Origin of the sequence: Candidatus Viadribacter manganicus, from assembly GCF_001679665.1 — a bacterium.
In the GTDB taxonomy this organism is placed as follows: domain Bacteria; phylum Pseudomonadota; class Alphaproteobacteria; order Caulobacterales; family Aquidulcibacteraceae; genus Vitreimonas; species Vitreimonas manganica.
Map to the genome: position 1 here is coordinate 449,525 of NZ_CP013244.1, position 18,891 is coordinate 468,415.

An 18,891-nucleotide genomic window follows, 5' to 3' on the forward strand; every position below is an offset into this window, starting at 1 on the left:
AGGAGCTTTCCATGGTGCAGGTCGCCCTTGAAACAGTCACGCCGCAAGTGCTCGCGGCGGTCACGGACCGCGTGCAAATCAAGGACATCCCAACCGCCTGGGAGCCCGCGCTTTATCAGGTGAAGGCGTTCCTTGCCGAGCGCACGGACCTGGGCGGCGAGGGCCGGCAGGTCTTTGTCTACCACCACCCGACGCAGCGTGATCAGCCGATGGAAATCGACTTCGGGATCGAAGTGCCAAAGCCTTTCGAGCCAGCAGGCGCCGTGAAATGCGTGTCGACGCCAGAGGGACGTGTCGCCAGCGCAACCCATATCGGGTCACTCAAAACGCTTCCGCAAACGCACATGGCGATCCACCAATGGTGCGCCGCCAACGGCCACGGCATCGGTGGCTTTTCGTGGGAAACTTACGAATGGGGCGATGGCCCAGATCCGATCAAAACCGAAGTGCGCTACCTGCTGCGCTAGGCTTTCCGCCCCATCGCCACGACATAGACTTCCGAGCTCTCCGCCCTGCTTGCAGGCGGCTTGGCGTGCTTTACGGTGGCGAAGCCTTGCTTCAGGCGGGTGAGCAGAGCGGTGTCGAGGCCGCCCTGAAACGCTTTCGTCACAAAAGTACCGCCAGGAGCAAGATGCGCGAGTGCGAAATCGGCGGCGGCGTCTGCGAGTGCGCCGGTGCGGATTTGATCGGTACGCGCGTGACCGGTGGTGTTGGCGGCCATATCGGAGAGCACGAGGTCGGGCCGACCACCCAATGCATCCATTACGATGGCTGGCGTTTTGTCGTCGAGCAGATCGAGTTCAAAGAAGATCGCGCCGGGCAGCGGTTCAATCGGCAAGAGATCGACACCGACAACGGCGCTAGCGCCGCGTTGAACGACGACTTGCGCCCAGCCGCCTGGGGCCGCGCCAAGATCGATCACGCGCATGCCGCGCTTCAGGAAATGGAACTCGTCGTTGAGCTCGATAAGCTTATAGGCGGCGCGCGCGCGATAGCCGTCAGCGCGTGCTTTCGCGACGTACGGATCGTTCAGGTGGCGCTTCATCCAGTTGCGCGAGCTTTCGTCGAGCTTCTTGTTTTTAACGCGCGTGAACATTTGGCGTTCGCCGCCGGCGCCGCTTTTCGGCTTACCAGTCCAGCGGCGCTTTGGGGGATCTTCCTCGCTCACGGCCGCGCTCCATGCTGCGCCATCAGCCTCATCAATACACCCTCGCGGAGGCCCCGGTCAGCCACGCGAATGCGTTCGGCCGGCCAAACGCGAAGCACCGCATCGAAGATCGCACCGCCAATGACCACGAGATCGGCGCGATCCTTGCCGATGCACGCGTTCCCGGCGCGCTGTTCGCGCGTTTGCGAGAGCAACTTGGCGATAGTGGCCCGGCAATCGGCGGCGTCGAACCACATGCCATCGACCCGGGCGCGATTGTAGCGCGGAAGATCGAGATAAACGCCGGCGAGCGAGGTGACGGTGCCGGAGGTGCCGATAATGTGGCCGCGCCCCTCAGCGAAAGCTTGGCGCAGATGCTGCGCTTTTCCGACTTGCGCAATCGTATCAGCGAGGCGCGTCACCAGCGCTTCGTACCAGGCTTGCTTACCGGCGCCCTCGGGCTCCTGCTCGTCCTCCGCAAGCGTAACGACGCCGATTGGGCAAGTGCCCCAAGAAATGATCGGCGGCGTCAGCCCCGCATCCAGCACCGCGCTGGGCGACACCCAGGAAATCTCCGTCGAGCCGCCGCCGATATCGACGATCATCGCGTGTTCGGCTTCGCGCTCAAGCAAGCTTGCGCAGCCGAGCACGGAAAGGCGCGCCTCTTCTTCAGCGGAGATGATTTCGAATTTGAGCCCGAGATCTTTCTCGACGCGGTTCAAAAACATCTGACCGTTCGACGCGGCGCGGCACGCTTGCGTGGCGACACAGCCAACGACCAACGGCTCGCGCGCTTCGATACGCTGCGCGCACGCGGCGAGCGCCTGATACGCGCGCGCCATAGCGCCTTCGCTCAACCTGCCAGTATGCGCAAGGCCTTCGCCAAGGCGCACAATGCGCGAAAATCCATCGACAACTTTCCAGCTGCCGTCAGCGTTCCGTTGCGCCATCAGTAGGCGGCAATTGTTGGTGCCCAGGTCCAGCGCCGCAAAAATCGGCGGGCGCTGACGCGGGCCAGAGCGCACGTCGCTTCGCGACGCCGGCGCCCGCCCATCATTATTCATCCTAAATTCATCCAGCGGAGCCGTACGGCTCTGCAAAATTGCGAGTTCGCCGCGATGCTAGCGATTTTGCGACCCGAGCACACCCACCATTTGCCCGCTTTCCGCCCCGTTCCGGCGAATCCGCGGTCCCTAAGACACATATCCGTGTCCACTTGGGGGGAGTGTGGGATCAATCCTTGTGAGCGGCGTTATCGCTACATACCTTACCTCAGCGAGAGGAAAGAAGGAGGAAGAGGAGGAGAAAATGCAGGAAGCCAAATTCTCCATAGGCCAAGTTGTGAAGCACAAGCTGTTTCCATTCCGCGGCGTCGTATTCGACGTCGACCCGGAGTTCTCGAACACCGAGGAGTGGATGCAAGCAATTCCCGAGCCCGTGCGGCCGGATCGCAAGCAACCGTTCTATCACCTCTTCGCAGAGAATTCTGATAGCCATTACGTCGCCTATGTCTCGGAACAGAACCTGATCCCTGACGACAGCGGCGATCCCGTAGAGCACCCGTCAATCGATCTCTTGTTCGATGAAACGGACGACGGCGAATATAAGCTGCGCCCGGAAGCGCTGAACTAAAGCGCGGGCTGCAAAGTGAGGTTGGATCGGCGGTCGAAGCGATGCGGCCGCCGATTTGCTTTAGGTGCGCTGGAAAGGATAAAAATCGCCGCCGAGCGGCAGGATGCGCGTCAGCTCATCAAGAGCTGTTTGAATTTCGCCGACGAGTGCAGGATCGCCGAGATCCGCGGGCGCAAGTTCTTCTCGGTAATGCTTCTTGATCCAGGTTTCGAGGCTAGCGGCGAGCGCATCGTTCAAGAAGAAGCTCGGCGTCGCGGCGGCGCGTTCCTGAGGCGTAAGCACGACGCGAAGACGCAAGCATGCCGGCCCGCCGCCATTGCGCATACTCTCGCGGACTTCGACATACTCCACCTGCCCGATGGCGGCGCGAGGACGGGAGATCATCTCGGCGACATAAGCGGCCGTCTTGTTGTTTTCGCGCACCTCGGTGGGCGCTATCAGGGTGAGAGAGTTTGCGCCCGGCGCGTGCACAAGCTGCGAATTGAAAAGGTATGACGTGATCGCGTCATCCAGGCCAACGCGAGCGCGCGGAACTTCGACGAAGACCGGCTCGAAACCCTGGGCCTTGGCGCGCACTTCTGCATAGAGCGCGTCTTTGTCCGCAAAGGCGTCCTCGTGATGAAACAGAACATGCTCGTGCGCAACGGCGACGACATCATTGTGAAAGGCGCCGGCGTCGATGGCTTTTGGAGCCTGGCGCGTGAAAATGGTGCGGCCGAAATCGAGCGTGTGGCTGCGCGCGACGCAGGTGCAAGCTTCCAGCGTTTGACGAGCGGGAAAACCGGCCTTGGTTTCGCTGGCCCTGCGGCCATAGACGAAGATCTCGACGCCTGGCGCGCCGGCGCTTGCAGCCATGCGCATATGATTGGCCGCGCCTTCATCCGACAAGGCATCGTGAGCGAGTAAAGCCGGATGCACTGCAAAGCGCGCTTGATCCGAAAACAAGCGGCGCAACGTGCGTTCGGTTTGCTCGGCTTCGAGCACGCGGTGAAGCATGGTTTGGAGGTTCGCCACGGTCGCGTGCAGGCGGCGGTCCAAGCAATCAGCGCTTGGCGAAATGGTCGCGGCGTTGGCGGCCCACATGGCGGAAGCCGCGAGCGCGGCGCGCGCGATGGTGGGTTCGCTCTTCCACGCATGCGCCCACACTTCGCCGTCCGTGCCAGTAAAACCCAGCGAGCGCAGCCATTTAACGTTCGGCCGTTCGTGCGGCGGCAGCACCCCTTGGCTCAAGCCAAGCGCGCGGAGGCGCTGCATCTTGGCGAGGCCTTGAAGCGCCGCATCGCGCGGGCGCGCAATCATGTTGGCGTTGCGCGCGGAGGCGAGATTGCCTTCGGAGAGACCAGCGTAATTATGCGTCGGCCCGATGAGACCGTCGAAATTGACCTCTTCAGCAACCTCGCCGGTCATTGCGGCAAACCGGGCGCGGCGATCGGCGCGGCTTTTTCGGCAAGCTGTGTCGCCACCGGGAAAGCGACGTAGTCAGCGGCGTAGTATGCGCTTGGGCGAAGCGAGCCAGAAAGACCGGGGCCACCGAACGGCATCGCGCCAGAGGCGCCGGTGGTGGGGCGGTTCCAGTTGAGGATGCCAGCGCGCATTTCGTTTTTCACGCGCGCCCACAGCGCAGCGTCATCACTGATGAGACCGCCGGCGAGGCCAAAGCGTGTGGCGTTGGCCAGATCAAGCGCATGATCGAAATCGGGCGCGCGATAAACTTGCAGAACAGGGCCGAAGAGTTCTTCGTCCGGCGGCGTGAGGCCGGTGACATCTATGATGGCCGGATGAACGTAAGCGCCATCGCGCTTCACCGGCACCACCGACTTGGCGCCCATCGCGAGAAGGCCCTGTTCGAATTTCACGGCGCGCTCGGCGGAATGAGCGTTCACCAGCGGACCGAGGAAGGCTTCCGGCGTTTGCGTTGCGGGGCCGACGGCGATTTTGGGGGCCAATTCGGCGAGCGCGGCTAATATGGCGTCGCCGTCACCACCTTGCGGCACGATGAGGCGCCGCGCGCACGAGCAACGTTGACCACTGGTGGCGAAGGCCGAATGCACGATGAGGTTGGCTGCAGCTTTTGCGTCAACGGGCGGCCAAACGATGAGCGGGTTGTTGCCACCGAGTTCGAGGGCGAGGATCACGTCCGGGCGACCGGCGAACTTCTTATGGATGAGTGCGCCGGTGTGGGCGGAGCCAGTGAAGAGCACGCCATTGAGGCCGTGCGAATCCAGCAATGCAGCGCCCGTTTCACGCGCGCCTTGAAGCAACGCCAGCACGCCAGCGGGTAGCCCCGCAGCGTCCCAAGCTTCGACCATCAAGGCCGCAACGCCAGGCGTCAGTTCGCTTGGCTTGAACAGAACGCAATTGCCAGCGAGTAGCGCGGGCACGATGTGGCCGTTCGGCAAATGGCCGGGAAAGTTGAACGGCCCGAACACGGCGAGCACGCCGTGCGCGTGGTGCGAAAGCGTCATCGCGCCGAACGCGGCCTTCTCCTCGCGTTGGCCCGCACGTTCAGCTTGGGCGCGGATCGAAATCTCGATCTTGCCAATCATCGCTTGGACTTCGCCCTTAGCGTCCCAAGCGACCTTGCCCATTTCGCGGCTAATCGTACGGGCGATCTCGTCGCCGCGCTTTTCGATCTGTTTGGCGAACGCGCGCACGATCGCGATGCGTTCATCGACAGGACGGCGCGACCACGCGGGGAACGCCAAACGCGCCGCTGCCATCGCTTCAGCGACATCGTCCTCGCTGGCGGCGTGACCTTCCCAGACCTTGTCGCCGGTCGCGGGATCGTAGGAGGCGAAGGCTTCGCCGTGACCCTTGTGCCAAGCACCGCCGATATAGAGTTCAGTTCGCATTGTCGGTCCAAACCAGGATGTCTGCGCCGGCTTCAAGCTTGAGTGCGCGAAGCACGGAGGGGTCCACGCGCGCGACGTCGCCCGACACCACGGCGTGCGCCGACACGCAGCGATAATTTTGGATGTTCGCCACCGCAATCAAGGCCCGCTTGGCGCCTGCGAGCTGGGCGGCCGGTTCGATTTTGAGACGCTTGGACTCGCGCAAGGTGCGGATCTGATCGCGCGGGACGCTCATCAATGGTCCGCCGTCGAAGATGTCGACGACATTGGAGAAGGTGAAGCCTTCCCATTCGAGCAGGCGTTGCGCGCCCTCGCCGTCCTTGTGACACTTGCCGACGACGTCACGCGCCTCTTGCGGCAGCAGGTCTACGTAGATTGGATGCTGCGGCATGAGATCGAGGATGAATTGGTTGTCGGTGATGGCGCTCAGCTTATCGGCTTCTGCGAAGTCCATTTTGAAGAAGTGGCGGCCCACTGCTTCCCAGAACGGCGAGATGCCATCGGGCGAAACGACGCCGCGGAGCTCAGAGACTACTTGCGGCCGGAAACGCTCCGGCGCCGTCGCCATCAGCATGTAGCGGTTCTGCGCAAGCGCGCGGCCGATGCCGGCGGCGCGGTGCTCTGGGCGCACGAAAAGCGAGCCGACTTCGCTGCAGCCGGTGAAATCATTGACGCCGATAAGCACGCGCATATCGAAGCGGCGATTGACGGCAACCGACGACTGCGCCTCGGTGAACATGCGGAAATTGAAGAATGGCGGCGTCTCACCGATGGTGGACTTCACACCGCAGCATCCTGCCAGCGCGCCCGTTTCGATGTGTTCGAGCGCCATGAAATAACGCTCGGCGCCGGCGGTGGTGGTCCACGAAGCGAAGCTTTCTTGCGAGAGCGCGAGCTTTGCCGCCATCGCTTTGTCGTCGAGCATCAGGCTTGTGAAGCCTGCGCCGGCGATCTCGCGCAATTTCTTGAAGTCTTCGAGATCGGCGGGGCCGGCCGCGCGAATGACGTACGCTGGAGCACTCACGAGCGCAGGCTCCGCACGTCAAATAGGCCGCGATCGAGACCGGCGAGAAGCAGGAACGAAAGCTTTGCGCGTTCGGCGAAGCTTGAGATCAAGGCGAACTCCTGGTCGCTGTGGAGACCGCCGCCGCAGGGGCCGAGCGTGTCGATGTTGGGGCACCCGGCCGCTGCGAGGTTATTGCCCTCGCAGACGCCGCCTGAGGGTTGGAATTTGAGATCGAGGCCGAGTGCGGCGCCGGCTTGGCGCGTCCACGACACGAGCGTGCGCTGCTGATCATTCAACGGCTTGGGCGGACGCGTGAAGCCACCGTGCAGATGCGCTTCGATGCCATCGTGAGCGCCGACATCGCGGGCGATGCGAGCGACTTCGGCTTCAGCCCAGACCGCGGCTTCAGCGTCGGGTACACGCACGTTGAAGCGCAGCACCGCACGCTCGGGCACCACATTGACGGCGCTGCCGCCATCGATGGCGCCAACGTTGAACGTCACGCCGTCACGCTTGCCATTGAGCTTGTTGAGCGCGAGCGCCGCTTCGGCTGCCGCGAGCACGGCGCTGCGGCCATCGTTGAATGCGCGACCTACATGCGCGGCGCGGCCTTTAACGGCGAGATGGAAATTGGCGGAGCCTTTGCGGGCGTCAACAAGCGCGCCGTCGGCCATGGCCGGTTCGTAGGTCAGGCCGACATGCGCGCGTGCGCCAAGTTCGGCCAGGAGCGGCGCGCTGCCCATCGAGCCGATCTCCTCGTCAGGGCTGAGCAGCACTTCGTAACCAATGCGCTTGTCGCCTGGCAGCGCCTCAAACGCCTTGAGCGCGGCGAACATGACGTTGATGCCGCCTTTCATGTCGGCAACGCCCGGACCGCGCAGAACCTCGCCCTCACGCCATGGCGTCTGAAATGCGTGCGCGGCCGGGAAGACAGTGTCGTAATGCCCGGTGAGCGCAACTTGGATCGGCGCATCTGGACGAACGCGAACACGGATGGAAGCGCCATGGTGAACGTCAATGACCTCGCCGTCGGGACGCACCCGCTTCGACGGCGTGAGATCGACAACCTCTGGCGGCGCGGGAAGCTCAGACACTGTGTCGAGTAGCGTCACGCGCATGGCGGCAAGGCCAGGCAATTCGAACGAGCCGGAATTGATCGCCGACCAGCTTTCGGTGCGTGCGACAAGGCTCTCGCGCTCGCCATCGAGACGCTCAAGCAGGGCCTCGACATCGGCGCCCCATGCGGAACGCGATGCGGCGGCTAAACTCTCTGCGGACATGAGGCCGGGGTACCCGAGGGGCGCCCTGAGGTCCACCCCGCTCGCCATCGGAAAGCAAACCACGAAGGCGACGGGCCCGGCTTTTGGCCGGGCCCGCGCTTAGTTTTCTTGGCTCTATCGAGCAGCGATTAGCGGAAGCTGATCGTCACCGCGGTGCGGCGGTTCAGAGGCTCACGCACGCCGTCGCGCGTTGCACGGGCAAGATCGCTCTCGCCGCGGGCTTGGCTTTGGATCGAGCCGGCGGCGATGCCACGCGCCACGAGGGCGTCGCGGACCACCGAAGCGCGACGCTCCGACAGGCCTTGGTTGTAGGTCGGTGAACCCGACGTATCGGTGTGGCCAACGACGACAACGCCGCCAACGTTGCACTGACGTGCGCGGTTGACTGCTGCATCGATGGTTTCCAGCGCCGCTTGGTTGAGGTTCGAGCGATCCCACTCGAAATACACAACGAATTCCGACGTCGGGCACGCGACCGGCTGTTGAACAGGCGGTTGCACCGGCGGCTGAACCACTGGCGGTTGAACAACAGGCGGAGCGGCGGGGGCAGCGAATTGATAACGCAGACCAACCGTCAGAGCTTGATGCTCGTAATCAGACTCAGTCGTGAACGGGCTCGCGCCGTGCGTGACGTCAGCTTCGGCGCTGTCAGCGACGAAGTAGCGATATCCGACGTCGAGGTCCCATTGCTCGCCTAGGCCGACCGCGAAGCCGACGAGGCCTTGATAGGCCAGGACGGTGTCTTCACCATCAACGCTGAAGGTCGGCGGCGGGACGTGGTCGTTCGCACCTTGATTGATGCGCGCGGCGCCAACACCGATCCCGATGTATGGCTCAAGGGCGCCACCACGGTTGAAATCATAGAATAGGTTGGCCATTGCCGACCAAGCATGAACGTCGCCACCGGCGTCGATCGCACCAGTCGGTTCAATTTGGTTGAAGCGGTGACCGAGTTCACCTTCCAAACGGAAGCCGTTTGAGAAGGCGTAGCCGAGACCTAGGTGCTGCGACCAATCGTGCTCAAGCACAGAGTCGCCCCAATTGTAGGCGCCAGTGTCGGTGCCGAGATCAATCTCACCATCGAACGACCAACCCACGTCACCACGGCCATACCAACCTTCTGTGGCGTTCGCGACACCGGTCCCGCCCGCCGCCAACAACGCCGCCAGCGCCAACGCGCGCTTCAATTTTGAACTCATCTTCATCCCCTAAGTGAACTTACCCCACGACCCGCGTCCGCTGGATCGCCTTGCCCCAGCACCCTACCCGTGTTTCGCGCCTGGCGATAACCACTTTTTCGCCGCAACCGGCTCAAACCCGCCCAAAAGCAACGGGCCCGGCTTTTGGCCGGGCCCGCGCTCAGTTTTAGCTCTATCGAGCAGCGATTAGCGGAAGCTGATCGTCACCGCGGTGCGGCGGTTCAGAGGCTCACGCACGCCGTCGCGCGTTGCACGGGCAAGATCGCTCTCGCCGCGGGCTTGCGCTTGGACCGAGCCGGCGGCGATGCCACGCGCCACGAGGGCGTCGCGGACCACCGAAGCGCGACGCTCCGACAGGCCTTGGTTGTAGGTCGGTGAACCCGACGTATCGGTGTGGCCAACGACGACAACGCCGCCAACGTTGCACTGACGTGCGCGGTTGACTGCTGCATCGATGGTTTCCAACGCCGCTTGGTTGAGGTTCGAGCGATCCCACTCGAAGTACACAACGAATTCCGACGTCGGGCACGCAGCAGCCACTGGTGGCGGCGGCGGCGGCGGCGGCGGAGCCGGTGGCGGCGGCGGCGGCGGCGGCGGAGCCGGCGCTGCGAATTGGTAACGGAGACCAACGGTCAGAGCTTGGTGCTCGTAGTCAGCGTCCGTCGTGTACGGCGTCACAACAGTCGACGACCCAATGGTGGTGTCGCTGCCATCGCCTTCAGCACCTTCGGCGATGAAGTAACGATAGCCGATATCGAGATCCCATTGCTCGCCCAGGCCGACCGCAAAGCCGATAAGACCTTGGTAGGCCAGAACGGTGTCTTCGCCTTCAGCGTAGTTGAGCGACGAGTGATCGTTGACGTTGTAGTTCAAGCGCGCGGCGCCAACACCGACGCCGATATAAGGCTCGAGTTTGCCACCACGGTTGAAGTCATAGAACAGATTGGCCATCGCCGACCACGCGTGGACGTCGCCACCCGCGTCGATCGTGTCAGTCGGTTCAATTTGGTTGAAGCGGTGACCGAGTTCGCCTTCCAAACGGAAACCGTTCGAGAAAGCATAGCCCATGCCGAGGTGCTGCGACCAATCGTGCTCGAGCACCGAATCGCCGAACTCGTAATTGGCGTAGTCGTCGTTGACATCGATCTCGCCATCGAATGACCAGCCGATATCGCCACGGCCATACCAGCCTTCAGTAGCGTTGGCGACGCCAGCGGCGCCTGCCATCAATGCCGCAAGCGCGACAGTCTTGGTGATGCGCGATTTCATTTTCACCCCTCTCAAAGGATCCCCTGCGCTCGCAACGCAGACTTCGCGCAGTGCGCGCTTTGCGACCCGGTGCGGAAGCCCTCCAACTTGGCGTTGACGCCCAGTTTTCAGTCCCCCGTCCGCGGACGTTAATACTGGTTCTGGCGCCCCGGTAAACGGAAGTCCATCCGGCAGAGGGCCTCCGGGGAATTTTTCTGATGGTGCGTTGATTTTGTGCCGCTCATTGCGCTGCGGCAACAAAACTTGGGGATTTCCCCAAAGAAATGGGGCCGCGCCCCTCCCGACGCGGCCCCGTCCCCTCACGCCCCTGCGCGTGTCCTCAAAGGTCTCCGAAGACCCGAGAACATTCCCCCGCCAAAAACTCGAGGAGGCTGGGAGCATTGTTCAGCGAGAGACTTTCGGCCAGCGCCATCGGCGCCTTTCAGAGCCATTTCCGCCCCTTTGTGGCCTGCTCGTCACAGGGGTGTGACCGGTGAGGAGCCGGAACCTCCACCCAGACCCCGAGTTGGCTTCCAGAACACCCCTCGGAGGAGCCAAATAATGCCGGAAATCAAAGACAGAGACCCCTATGCCCCGCCGCCGATGCATCATGACCGCAGCGGTGCGGTACTTAGAGTGACGCTGCTCGCTGCCATGCTTGGCGCTGCGGGTCTTGGCTATGCGTGGATGTCATCGCAGCCGCGAACCGCGCTCGTTCCGCAGGCAACTCAAGACCAGCAGGTGGCGGACGCCGGCTATCGAATGTCCCCTGAAGGTCCAGTTGAAGGTCCAGTCGCTTCACCAGAACAGACGCCAGCCGCGAACTCTGGACTTGCGACGCCAACGGACCAGACGCCAACTGGGCAAGATTAGTTACCGCGAGCGGTTCGACCTCCCTGATCATGAGGTTCGAAGCCTACCCCAGCAGGGACCGGCCTCACTTTCGTGCAGCATCGCCGCTCCTTGGGTCGGCATGCTAGCACTGCACGATGCTCTCGGCCCCTCTTTCCCTCGGCGAACTGATCGATCGGCTGACAATCCTTGAGATCAAGGCTCGGCGCATTGCGTCACCGACGAAGCGCGCGAAAGTGCGGCGCGAGTTAGAGGGCTTGCGAAAAATAGCGTCGCCTTACGAGACCATGGCGGCGCTCATTGTGCTGAAGCGGCGGTTGCGAGCGGTGAACTCGGTGCTGTGGTCGCTTGAAGAAGCGTCGCGCCAGCGCCTTCGGCGCGCACCTAATGCACCGGGCAAGGCCGCAGCGTTGCTGACACGCATCGCGCGCGGCAATGACTTGAGGCATCGGATCAAACAACGCATTAGCCGCTTGGCCAAGGGCGGCCTAGTTGAGCAAAAATCCTACTATTCCTGAAGCGCTGCATGCACGTCGACAATGACGCTTTGCCAATCGCCGAAGCGGGGTTGGCGAAAAAGACACATGTTTGGATACCATGGCGTGTCGGCGCGATCGCGCAGCCAACGCCAATCGGCGCGGAACGGCAACATCAACAACACCGGTTTGCCGAGCGCACCCGCCAGATGTGCAACGCCAGTATCGACGCTCACAACAAGGTCGAGCGTATCGATCAATGCGGCAAGATCGGCGAAGTCGGCGATCGCGCCACCTAGTTGAAGGACCTGGCGCGCCTGAGCGACGGCGCTATCTTCCATCTGCAGGCTGATGAACTCGGCATCCACGCGCAAAAGTTGCTCTAGCGCGACGTCATCAAGACTCCGCCATTTTTGCATCGCGTGGCGCGTGATGCCAGACCAAGCAACGCCAATGCGACGGCGCTGCGCGATACCCAACGTTTCGCGCCAGCGCGCCGCACGTTCGGCCTCCGCTTTGAGATAGGGGATCGGAGCGGGGATAGTTTCGATACGAACGTCGAGCGCGCCGACCAGACTTGCGAGCGGAATGTGATAGTCTGCGGCGGGCGCCGGTTCGCTTGCTGAGACGAATTCACCGACGCCGTCCAGACTTTGCATCAAACCGCGTGTTTGTGCGCGTTCTTGAAGAATCACATTGGCGCCACGTGCGGCGAGACTGGGGACGAAGCGGCAAAACTGGAAGAGATCGCCAAAACCCTGCTCGCCTTGAACCAGGATGGTTTTGCCCTCAAGCGGCTCACCGCGCCAACGCGGCGCCGATGAAGTCGCAGTGACGCGCCGGTTGATGGCGTGACGCACTTCGTAAAGCGCCAAGCCAGCCTCAAAATCGCCGCCGCCGAGCAATAGATCGCTTTGCGCATAGATCGCGGCGGCATCGCGCGGAGCGCGCGTCAGCACGTTCTTGTAGGCAAGTAATGCTTCGTCATGCCGATTGGCGGCGCTTAAAGTGTAGGCGCGCCGGCTGAGCAGTTCGGGACGATCGGGGGAGCGTGTGAGCGCTGCATCGATGTCGGCCAGAGCGTCGTCAAAGCGTCCAATATTAGCGAGCGCCGGCGCGCGCGCGCCGCGGATGGTGAGATTGTTCGGCGAAAGCTCCAGCGCAGCATCGTAAGCCTCCACAGCTTGTGGCCATAGCTCCAGCAAGGCAAGCGCGGCGCCACGGTGATAGTGGGCGTCGGCGTTACGTGGATCGATGCCGCATGCGCGCGCGGCGGCGCTGAGCGCCTCTTCAGTTTGACCAAGTTGCAAGAAAGATGCGGCGCGGCGGGCGTGAACATCAGCGCGATGCTGATAGGTTTGCTCCAATGCGGCGAGCGCTGCTTCATGTCGCCCGAGCGCCGCGAACGCAACGCCCTGCATGAGCAGCACTTCGGGATCGCCGGGCCGAAGCTTGAGGACATCGAGGCAGGCTTCAATGCACGGCTCGTGGCGACCAAGCGTGAACAAGACGACAGCGCGATTGAAAGCGATCTCTGCGTCAGAGGGCGAAACATGATGAGCGCGATCAAAGTAGGCTGCCGCGCCTTGGAGATCGCCTTTGGCGTGATGGATCGTCGCCATGAGATGAAGCGCGTCGCAGTCTTCAGGCGCGCGCCGCAAGATCTCCGACACCATTTCCTCGGCGCCTGCGAGATCGCCGCGCCGAAACACATCGAAGACTTCGACGACGCTTTTCACCGCCTGACCACGTCGGAACTGGCTATGTCATTGGCGCTCACTGCGAGCGGCGGGAATACGCAATAGGCGTTCACTGGCGCGCGCTGGAGGGCGACATTGATCATGCCATCAAGCGTGTAAGGCTTCAGTGTCCGGTTTTGACCGAACATGAAGATATCCCTAGCGCCGCTAAGCGGAAAGCAGAGCTTCAGCAGCTTCGCCGCTCCCTGTGGAGAGAGAGCGTAGGCGAGCGTACCCCAGGCTTGAAAACAGAGAAGCGGAGTTGGCGCAGGCGCGGGCGTTCGGGCGAAGGCGTCGAAATAGTCGACGGTGCGCTTGGCGCTGTCGTCAAACTGCAGCAGCGTCTTTAGGCCATCCCGCGCCTCCACCGCGACGATGGCGTTGGTGTTGTAGCCGAAAAAGAAAATGTCCCAGTCGGCCGGGATCTGTGAGAGCGCGCTGATGGCTTGCACGGCGAAATCGGCGCGCAAACAAGCATCATCCTCGCAGATAAACGCGGGCTCGAGCGCGGCGGCGACTTTTAGCCAGAGCCCATGGTGTGAAAGCGCATTACCAAGCGCACCAGCACTGAATTGCTCAGTGTCAGGTTCGATCAGCCTGCGGTTGGCAAGGTCTTCCCGATCGAGGCTAGCGCCTATGACGGCGTCGACGAATGCAGCCTCCACACCGGGCCGCTCGTTCCAGGCAGCGAACTGCGCGCGGCGGTCGGTGCGCGCCGGCAAGTTGATCACATGCAAAAGCATCGGGGCCCTCTGTGCCACGCCGCGCGCCTCCGGCAAGCCCGTTCCCGCATCCAAAAGCGGCAGAAGCCGCTTTGTGAGCGCTTGCGGCGTGGCGGATGATGAGGATCACGGCCTCCCCAGTTGATGCAACCACGCAACAAACCCCTCTTCACGATTGGCGCCTGTTTGATGCGCGCGCGAGGCGGATTTCAAACCCCATCGCGATCGCTAGGCTTTGTGTTCGCCGAGGTTGGATCATGGCTAATTGGAGCCGTAGCTCGCGACCAGCGCCTCAGAAATTGCGCGCACGTGCCCCCAGCGAATGACATCAAAATAGATGTTCGACTGTACCCGTTGCTCGCCGAAGCGCTCGTAGAGGGGTGTTTCACAAGGCGTCTGCAAAAGCGTCTGCAACGCCGGCGGCTCGCGAAAGCTCTCACGCGCGAATGCATGATTGCCCTCAACCGCTTCGATATCGGTCGCATCGCCTGCTATATCGGCGATGGCAGCCGCTGCCGCTCGCTTCGACATCGCCTCGGCTTTATTCAACCTGAGTGTTGCTACTGCGCGTTGCCTTGACACGCCCGGCGCCATCTCGTCCGGCACAACCGGATAGTCGAAAAACGCAATCGGGCGACGCAATACCGCGCTCGCGCGCGCGGTCGCTAGCCTAGCCATGAGATGCGTCAGATCGTGAGCCACGTTGTAGAATTGCCAAGCGTCGGCAACGACCAGGTCAACCTCGCGTCCGGCCAAATCGTCCGCAAGTTCGCAAGTCCATCGTTCGAATGGCGCGACTGCGCCATTCAGAAGACACTTGTAAAGATCACGATCCCAGATGCCGCCCCACCCGGACATCGTTCCGCCGACTGAACTGATCAAGTCTTCGCTGGCCTGGCGCCTGCTGGTCTCCGCACTCGAGCGCGATCCCTGTGTCAACACGTAGGTGTGGGCTCGCGTTTGCGAAAGCCATTGCAAGACGCGTATCTCATGAGCGGGATGCGCAACAACGAGCGCTGCTCTACGCTCGGGGCTGGCCATCCATACTGGGGATGGCGTTTCCGCGCTCCGATCGTCATGGTCGCGCTCGAACGAGGCCGTCACTTGAATTCCCCGCTCCGCATTCTCATCACGACACTTGAACTCGATACGCGCCGCGGCGTCCAGAATGTATCCCGCGATTTGGCGGTTGGACTCCGCGACGCAGGCCATGACCCCGTTATCTATACGCGAAAATCTGGCTCCGTCGCAGCCGACCTACGGGCTACGGGATTTCAGGTCGAAACCAACGTGCAAGCGCTCGACGGACCGTTCGACGTTATCCACGGCCACCATCTAGTGGCGTGCTCGCCAGCGCTCGCTAGGTATCCTTATACGCCGGCCGTGTTCGTCTGCCACGACAATGTGAGCTGGTTTGACGCCGCCCCCCGCTTACCAAGCATCCGACGCCACGCTGCTGTCAGCGAATCTTTAGTTGACCGCGTCGCATTCGACGCCGGTGTCGATCGCTCGTCGGTTGCGCTCATTCTCAATGGCGTGGACACGGCGCGATTTGCTCCAGGCCCGGCGCCGCCAACAAAACCCGCACGCGCGCTCGCGTTCGCCAAGAACGAAGACCACATCGCCGTTATTCGCGAGGCCTGCGCTCACCGTAAGATCGCCGTCGACTTCGTGGGCGCCGCCACCGGCGTCAATCTAGAAGATCCATCGAAAGTACTGCCGACCTACGATTTGGTGTTCGCGTCCGCTCTCTCAGCACTTGAGGCGATGTCGTGCGTACGGCCTGTAATCGTGTGCGACGGACGCGGTATGGCTGGTATGGTCGACCGCAAGCGCTACGAGGCATGGCGGCCACAGAACTTCGGTCTCGCGATACTGAACGCGCCACTCAGCGTAGATCGCGCCCTTGCCGAAATTGACCGCTTCGACGTCACGGAATCGCAGCACGTAGGTGAACGCGTGCGGCAAGAGGCGCAGATCGCGCCTTGGATCTCACGCTACATCACACTCTATCGCGAGGCTATTGAAGCTCCTCCTCCGTCGCCCGATGCAGCGCCACTTCAATGGGCGCAGCATCTAGAGAGGTGGACACCGCGCGCGGTGGAGCACTGGAGCTGGACCGACGATCGCCAGACGCTGACAAACGAAATTCGTCGCCTGCGCGCCGGCGCAGAGGTATTGCCGGTTGGCGATCGCCTAGCATTTGGCAAAGAGGGCGCCGCCACGCGCTTCATTGAGCCCGCGGGGTTCGAGCCGCAACACGATGGCGCCGTGTGGACGTCGGCACGTTTCGCCAGTCTACGGTTTCGGCCCGGTCCGATCAAAGTCGGTTACGCACTGACACTTGAGTATGCCGTTTGCTTGCCCGACGTCGGCTTCACGTTAGAGATCACGGCGCTGCAAAACGGCGTGGAAGTCGATCGATGGATCGAGACTGGTTTTCAAGGTTGGACGGAGCGGAGTCACGAGGTCCTACTTCCTGCAGAGCTCTCTCACCCAGTCGCAACCTGGCTGTCGTTTTGTTTCGCGCAAAAAGCCGGCGCGCCACCTGCCCATGCTCCCGCCTTCAGCCCGCGCGCGCTGACCTTCCGTCCGGACGTTCGCGCCGATCGGCAGCACCGCGCGCACAAGTGAGCGAACCGTCCAGCCGACCACCAATCGTCCGCAGAACGCGCCCCTGCCGCAGCGCACACGACCTCACCCACGCTTCCAACGCGCAACCGCTTCAGAGCGGCCCTTAAGGCGGAATATCGAGTGCGCCGACATAGGTAAGTGATGAAACCAATTGCGCCGGATCGGGCGGCGCCAACACATGGTAGCGCGATTGAGCAGATCCCATGGAGGGTTCAGATAGCGCCTCAGCCGCCCTCGCCAGGCGGTTTGGTGTTTTCGCCCGTACCCCTGCTGTGCCCGGGCGCCTCTGGCAGGCGTCGCCGCGGGCCAAAAATCCTAATAAAAGCAAGAGTGAGCCCGGCGGGATTCGAACCCGCGACCCTCTGATTAAAAGTCAGATGCTCTACCGACTGAGCTACGGGCTCTCGCGAACGGGCGCACTTAAGCTGATGCCCCGCCTCACGCAACCTGCACCATGAAGAAAGCGGCCGTCAGGCCGCTTTCGCCGCAGCGAGGGCGCCCGCAACCGCAGCGCGCCAGCCACTCCGCAAGCGATCGCGCTCCGCGGCAGCCATGTTAGGCGTCCAACGCGCGCTGGTTGCGGCGCCCGCCCCATCAAGCGACGCAATGAGACCCGCGCCGGATGCGGCGAGCTTAGCCGCGCCCAATGCCGTGACTTCCTGGAATTGCGGACGTGCAACTTCAACCTCGCAGACGTCAGCAAGAAACTGCATAGCCCAGGCGTTTGCGGTGAGACCGCCGTCGATCAGCAACGACTCAATCTTCGGGGCGCCATCGGCGCGAAGCGCATCGAGCAGATCCGCGGTTTGGTACGCAACGGCTTCGAGCCCTGCGCGCACCAGGTGATCCAGTTGCGAGTCGCGCGTAAGGCCGATGATCGTGCCTCGCGCTTCGGCGTTCCACTGCGGCGCGCCGAGCCCCGCGAACGCCGGCACAAGATAAACGCCGCCATTGTCAGCCAAGCGCGAGGCGATCGCTTCTGAATCGGCGGAGGACTTGATCAGCTTCAGTCCGTCGCGCAGCCATTGCATCGTAGCGCCAGCCGAGAAGATCGAACCTTCAAGAGCGTACGCGAAAGTCCCGCCCGCCTGATAGCCGACGGTGCCAAGCAAACGGTTTTTCGATTTGGGCGGCGAAGCGCCCATGTTCATGACCAAGAATGCACCGGTGCCGAACGTGCACTTGGCCATGCCAGGCTTCAAACAACCGTGGCCGACGAGCGCGGCTTGCTGATCGCCAGCCATGCCGTGGATGGGAATAGCGCGCCCGAAGTGCTGCGCGTCGGCGTCGCCGAAATGCGCATCGCAAGCGGCTGTCTTTGGCAGAACAGCGCGCGGCACGTTGAAGAGCGCGCACATCTCGTCGTTCCAATCGCGGGTGTTGAAATCGTAGAGCAGCGTGCGCGAGGCGTTGGTGACGTCCGAGACATGAGATTTGCCATTGGTGAGGCGCCAGACGAGAAAGGTCTCCATCGTACCAAAGGCAAGCTCGCCCTCCTCGGCGCGCGCCCGCAGAGCGGGATCGCGATCCAATATCCAGGCGATCTTGGTGGCGGAGAAGTAAGGATCGAGCAGCAGGCCCGTTGCGTCCTGCACCTTCTTTTCGTGGCCGGCTTCACGGAGCGCGGCGCAGACGTCAGAAGTACGCCGATCCTGCCAGACGATGGCCTTGTGAACCGCCGCGCCGGTCTTGCGATCCCAGACGACAGTGGTTTCGCGTTGATTGGTGATGCCGATGGCGGCGATGTGAGCCACGCCGCCTGCCTTTTCAATCGCCTCGCGGCAGACCTTTAAGGTCGCGGCCCAAATTTCCTCAGCGTCGTGCTCGACCCAACCTGGTTGCGGATAGTGCTGCTGAAGCTCGACCTGCGCTGTGGCAAGCGGCGCGAAACTGAGATCGAACACGATCGCGCGTGTCGATGTCGTGCCTTGGTCGATGGCGAGGATGTACTGGCTCATGGGAGGGCACAAAAGAGCGGCGAGGCGCCAAGGTCAACCGATGACCGCGGGCGGGGGGGCAAGAAGTCATCGGAGTTTGGCGCCTTCCCTATGCGAAACCGCCGGGCGCTAGGCGCCTTGGGTCTCCACAGTCTCGAACGCGGCGC

At 62.5% G+C, this 18,891-nt stretch carries 17 protein-coding genes and 1 tRNA gene; 5 read left to right on the top strand and 13 right to left on the bottom strand.

Annotated features, from left to right (window positions below):
* The first annotated feature begins 11 nt into the window (after nt 1-11).
* A complete protein-coding gene (locus tag ATE48_RS02340; protein ID WP_066767441.1) occupies nt 12-467 on the top strand; it encodes a GyrI-like domain-containing protein in 456 nt (151 codons plus the stop codon).
* On the opposite strand, the gene ATE48_RS02345 is transcribed toward ATE48_RS02340, so the two are convergent.
* Both ATE48_RS02345 and ATE48_RS02350 read right to left on the bottom strand, forming a co-directional pair.
* Entirely contained in the window at nt 464-1,096 is a 633-nt protein-coding gene (locus ATE48_RS02345) for an RlmE family RNA methyltransferase (RefSeq protein WP_066774514.1), read from the bottom strand. The two genes, ATE48_RS02340 and ATE48_RS02345, sit on opposite strands and share 4 nt — an antisense overlap.
* Nucleotides 1,097-1,164: 68 nt before the next feature.
* Nucleotides 1,165-2,211 carry a Ppx/GppA phosphatase family protein gene (locus ATE48_RS02350; protein WP_066767443.1) on the bottom strand — a complete coding sequence of 349 codons (1,047 nt, stop codon included), beginning with the start codon at nt 2,209-2,211 and terminating at the stop codon, nt 1,165-1,167.
* 244 nt (nt 2,212-2,455) lie between these two features.
* Between ATE48_RS02350 and hspQ the strand changes: the two genes are divergently transcribed.
* Complete coding sequence (gene hspQ, locus ATE48_RS02355; RefSeq protein WP_066767444.1) at nt 2,456-2,779, top strand: heat shock protein HspQ; 324 nt, start codon at nt 2,456-2,458, stop codon at nt 2,777-2,779.
* 60 nt (nt 2,780-2,839) lie between these two features.
* On the opposite strand, the gene astB is transcribed toward hspQ, so the two are convergent.
* The 6 genes from astB to ATE48_RS02385 all read right to left on the bottom strand — a co-directional run bounded on the left by astB (nt 2,840) and on the right by ATE48_RS02385 (nt 10,385).
* Nucleotides 2,840-4,186, bottom strand: a complete 1,347-nt coding sequence (gene astB / locus ATE48_RS02360) for an N-succinylarginine dihydrolase (RefSeq protein ID WP_066767445.1) — start codon at nt 4,184-4,186, stop codon at nt 2,840-2,842.
* A complete protein-coding gene (gene astD, locus ATE48_RS02365; protein ID WP_066767446.1) occupies nt 4,183-5,631 on the bottom strand; it encodes a succinylglutamate-semialdehyde dehydrogenase in 1,449 nt (482 codons plus the stop codon). The genes astB and astD overlap by 4 nt, the downstream gene beginning before the upstream one ends.
* Nucleotides 5,621-6,655, bottom strand: a complete 1,035-nt coding sequence (locus tag ATE48_RS02370) for an arginine N-succinyltransferase (RefSeq protein ID WP_066767448.1) — start codon at nt 6,653-6,655, stop codon at nt 5,621-5,623. Before ATE48_RS02370 ends, astD begins: the two co-directional genes overlap by 11 nt.
* On the bottom strand, nt 6,652-7,917 hold the full coding sequence (locus ATE48_RS02375; protein ID WP_066767449.1) for a hydrolase: 1,266 nt from the start codon (nt 7,915-7,917) through the stop codon (nt 6,652-6,654). The genes ATE48_RS02370 and ATE48_RS02375 overlap by 4 nt, the downstream gene beginning before the upstream one ends.
* A 128-nt stretch (nt 7,918-8,045) precedes the next feature.
* The gene (locus tag ATE48_RS02380; protein ID WP_066774516.1) at nt 8,046-9,116 is read right to left on the bottom strand and encodes an OmpA family protein; all 1,071 of its coding nucleotides are present in this window, start codon (nt 9,114-9,116) and stop codon (nt 8,046-8,048) included.
* A 186-nt stretch (nt 9,117-9,302) separates the two neighbouring features.
* Entirely contained in the window at nt 9,303-10,385 is a 1,083-nt protein-coding gene (locus ATE48_RS02385; protein ID WP_066767450.1) for an OmpA family protein, read from the bottom strand.
* 540 nt (nt 10,386-10,925) lie between these two features.
* Here ATE48_RS02385 and ATE48_RS02390 point away from each other — a divergent pair.
* Both ATE48_RS02390 and ATE48_RS02395 read left to right on the top strand, forming a co-directional pair.
* Entirely contained in the window at nt 10,926-11,237 is a 312-nt protein-coding gene (locus ATE48_RS02390) for a hypothetical protein (protein ID WP_066767451.1), read from the top strand.
* 116 nt (nt 11,238-11,353) lie between these two features.
* A complete protein-coding gene (locus ATE48_RS02395) occupies nt 11,354-11,734 on the top strand; it encodes a hypothetical protein (RefSeq protein WP_066767452.1) in 381 nt (126 codons plus the stop codon).
* Here the strand turns inward: ATE48_RS02395 and ATE48_RS02400 are convergent.
* From ATE48_RS02400 to ATE48_RS02410, 3 genes are all read right to left on the bottom strand, one after another.
* The gene (locus tag ATE48_RS02400; RefSeq protein WP_066767454.1) at nt 11,725-13,431 is read right to left on the bottom strand and encodes a tetratricopeptide repeat protein; all 1,707 of its coding nucleotides are present in this window, start codon (nt 13,429-13,431) and stop codon (nt 11,725-11,727) included. The two genes, ATE48_RS02395 and ATE48_RS02400, sit on opposite strands and share 10 nt — an antisense overlap.
* The gene (locus ATE48_RS02405) at nt 13,428-14,174 is read right to left on the bottom strand and encodes a glycosyltransferase family 25 protein (RefSeq protein WP_066767456.1); all 747 of its coding nucleotides are present in this window, start codon (nt 14,172-14,174) and stop codon (nt 13,428-13,430) included. The genes ATE48_RS02400 and ATE48_RS02405 overlap by 4 nt, the downstream gene beginning before the upstream one ends.
* Nucleotides 14,175-14,414: 240 nt before the next feature.
* On the bottom strand, nt 14,415-15,011 hold the full coding sequence (locus tag ATE48_RS02410) for a hypothetical protein (protein WP_066767458.1): 597 nt from the start codon (nt 15,009-15,011) through the stop codon (nt 14,415-14,417).
* Nucleotides 15,012-15,143: 132 nt separating this feature from the next.
* Here ATE48_RS02410 and ATE48_RS02415 point away from each other — a divergent pair, with 132 nt between their 5' ends.
* Entirely contained in the window at nt 15,144-16,787 is a 1,644-nt protein-coding gene (locus ATE48_RS02415) for a glycosyltransferase (RefSeq protein WP_156767561.1), read from the top strand.
* Nucleotides 16,788-17,118: 331 nt separating this feature from the next.
* Here the strand turns inward: ATE48_RS02415 and ATE48_RS02420 are convergent.
* Nucleotides 17,119-17,191, bottom strand: a tRNA-Lys gene (locus ATE48_RS02420).
* Between the two features lie 66 nt (nt 17,192-17,257).
* Nucleotides 17,258-18,745: a glycerol kinase GlpK gene (gene glpK / locus ATE48_RS02425; RefSeq protein WP_066767463.1), complete on the bottom strand. Its 1,488-nt coding sequence runs from the start codon at nt 18,743-18,745 to the stop codon at nt 17,258-17,260.
* Between the last annotated feature and the right edge of the window lie 146 nt (nt 18,746-18,891).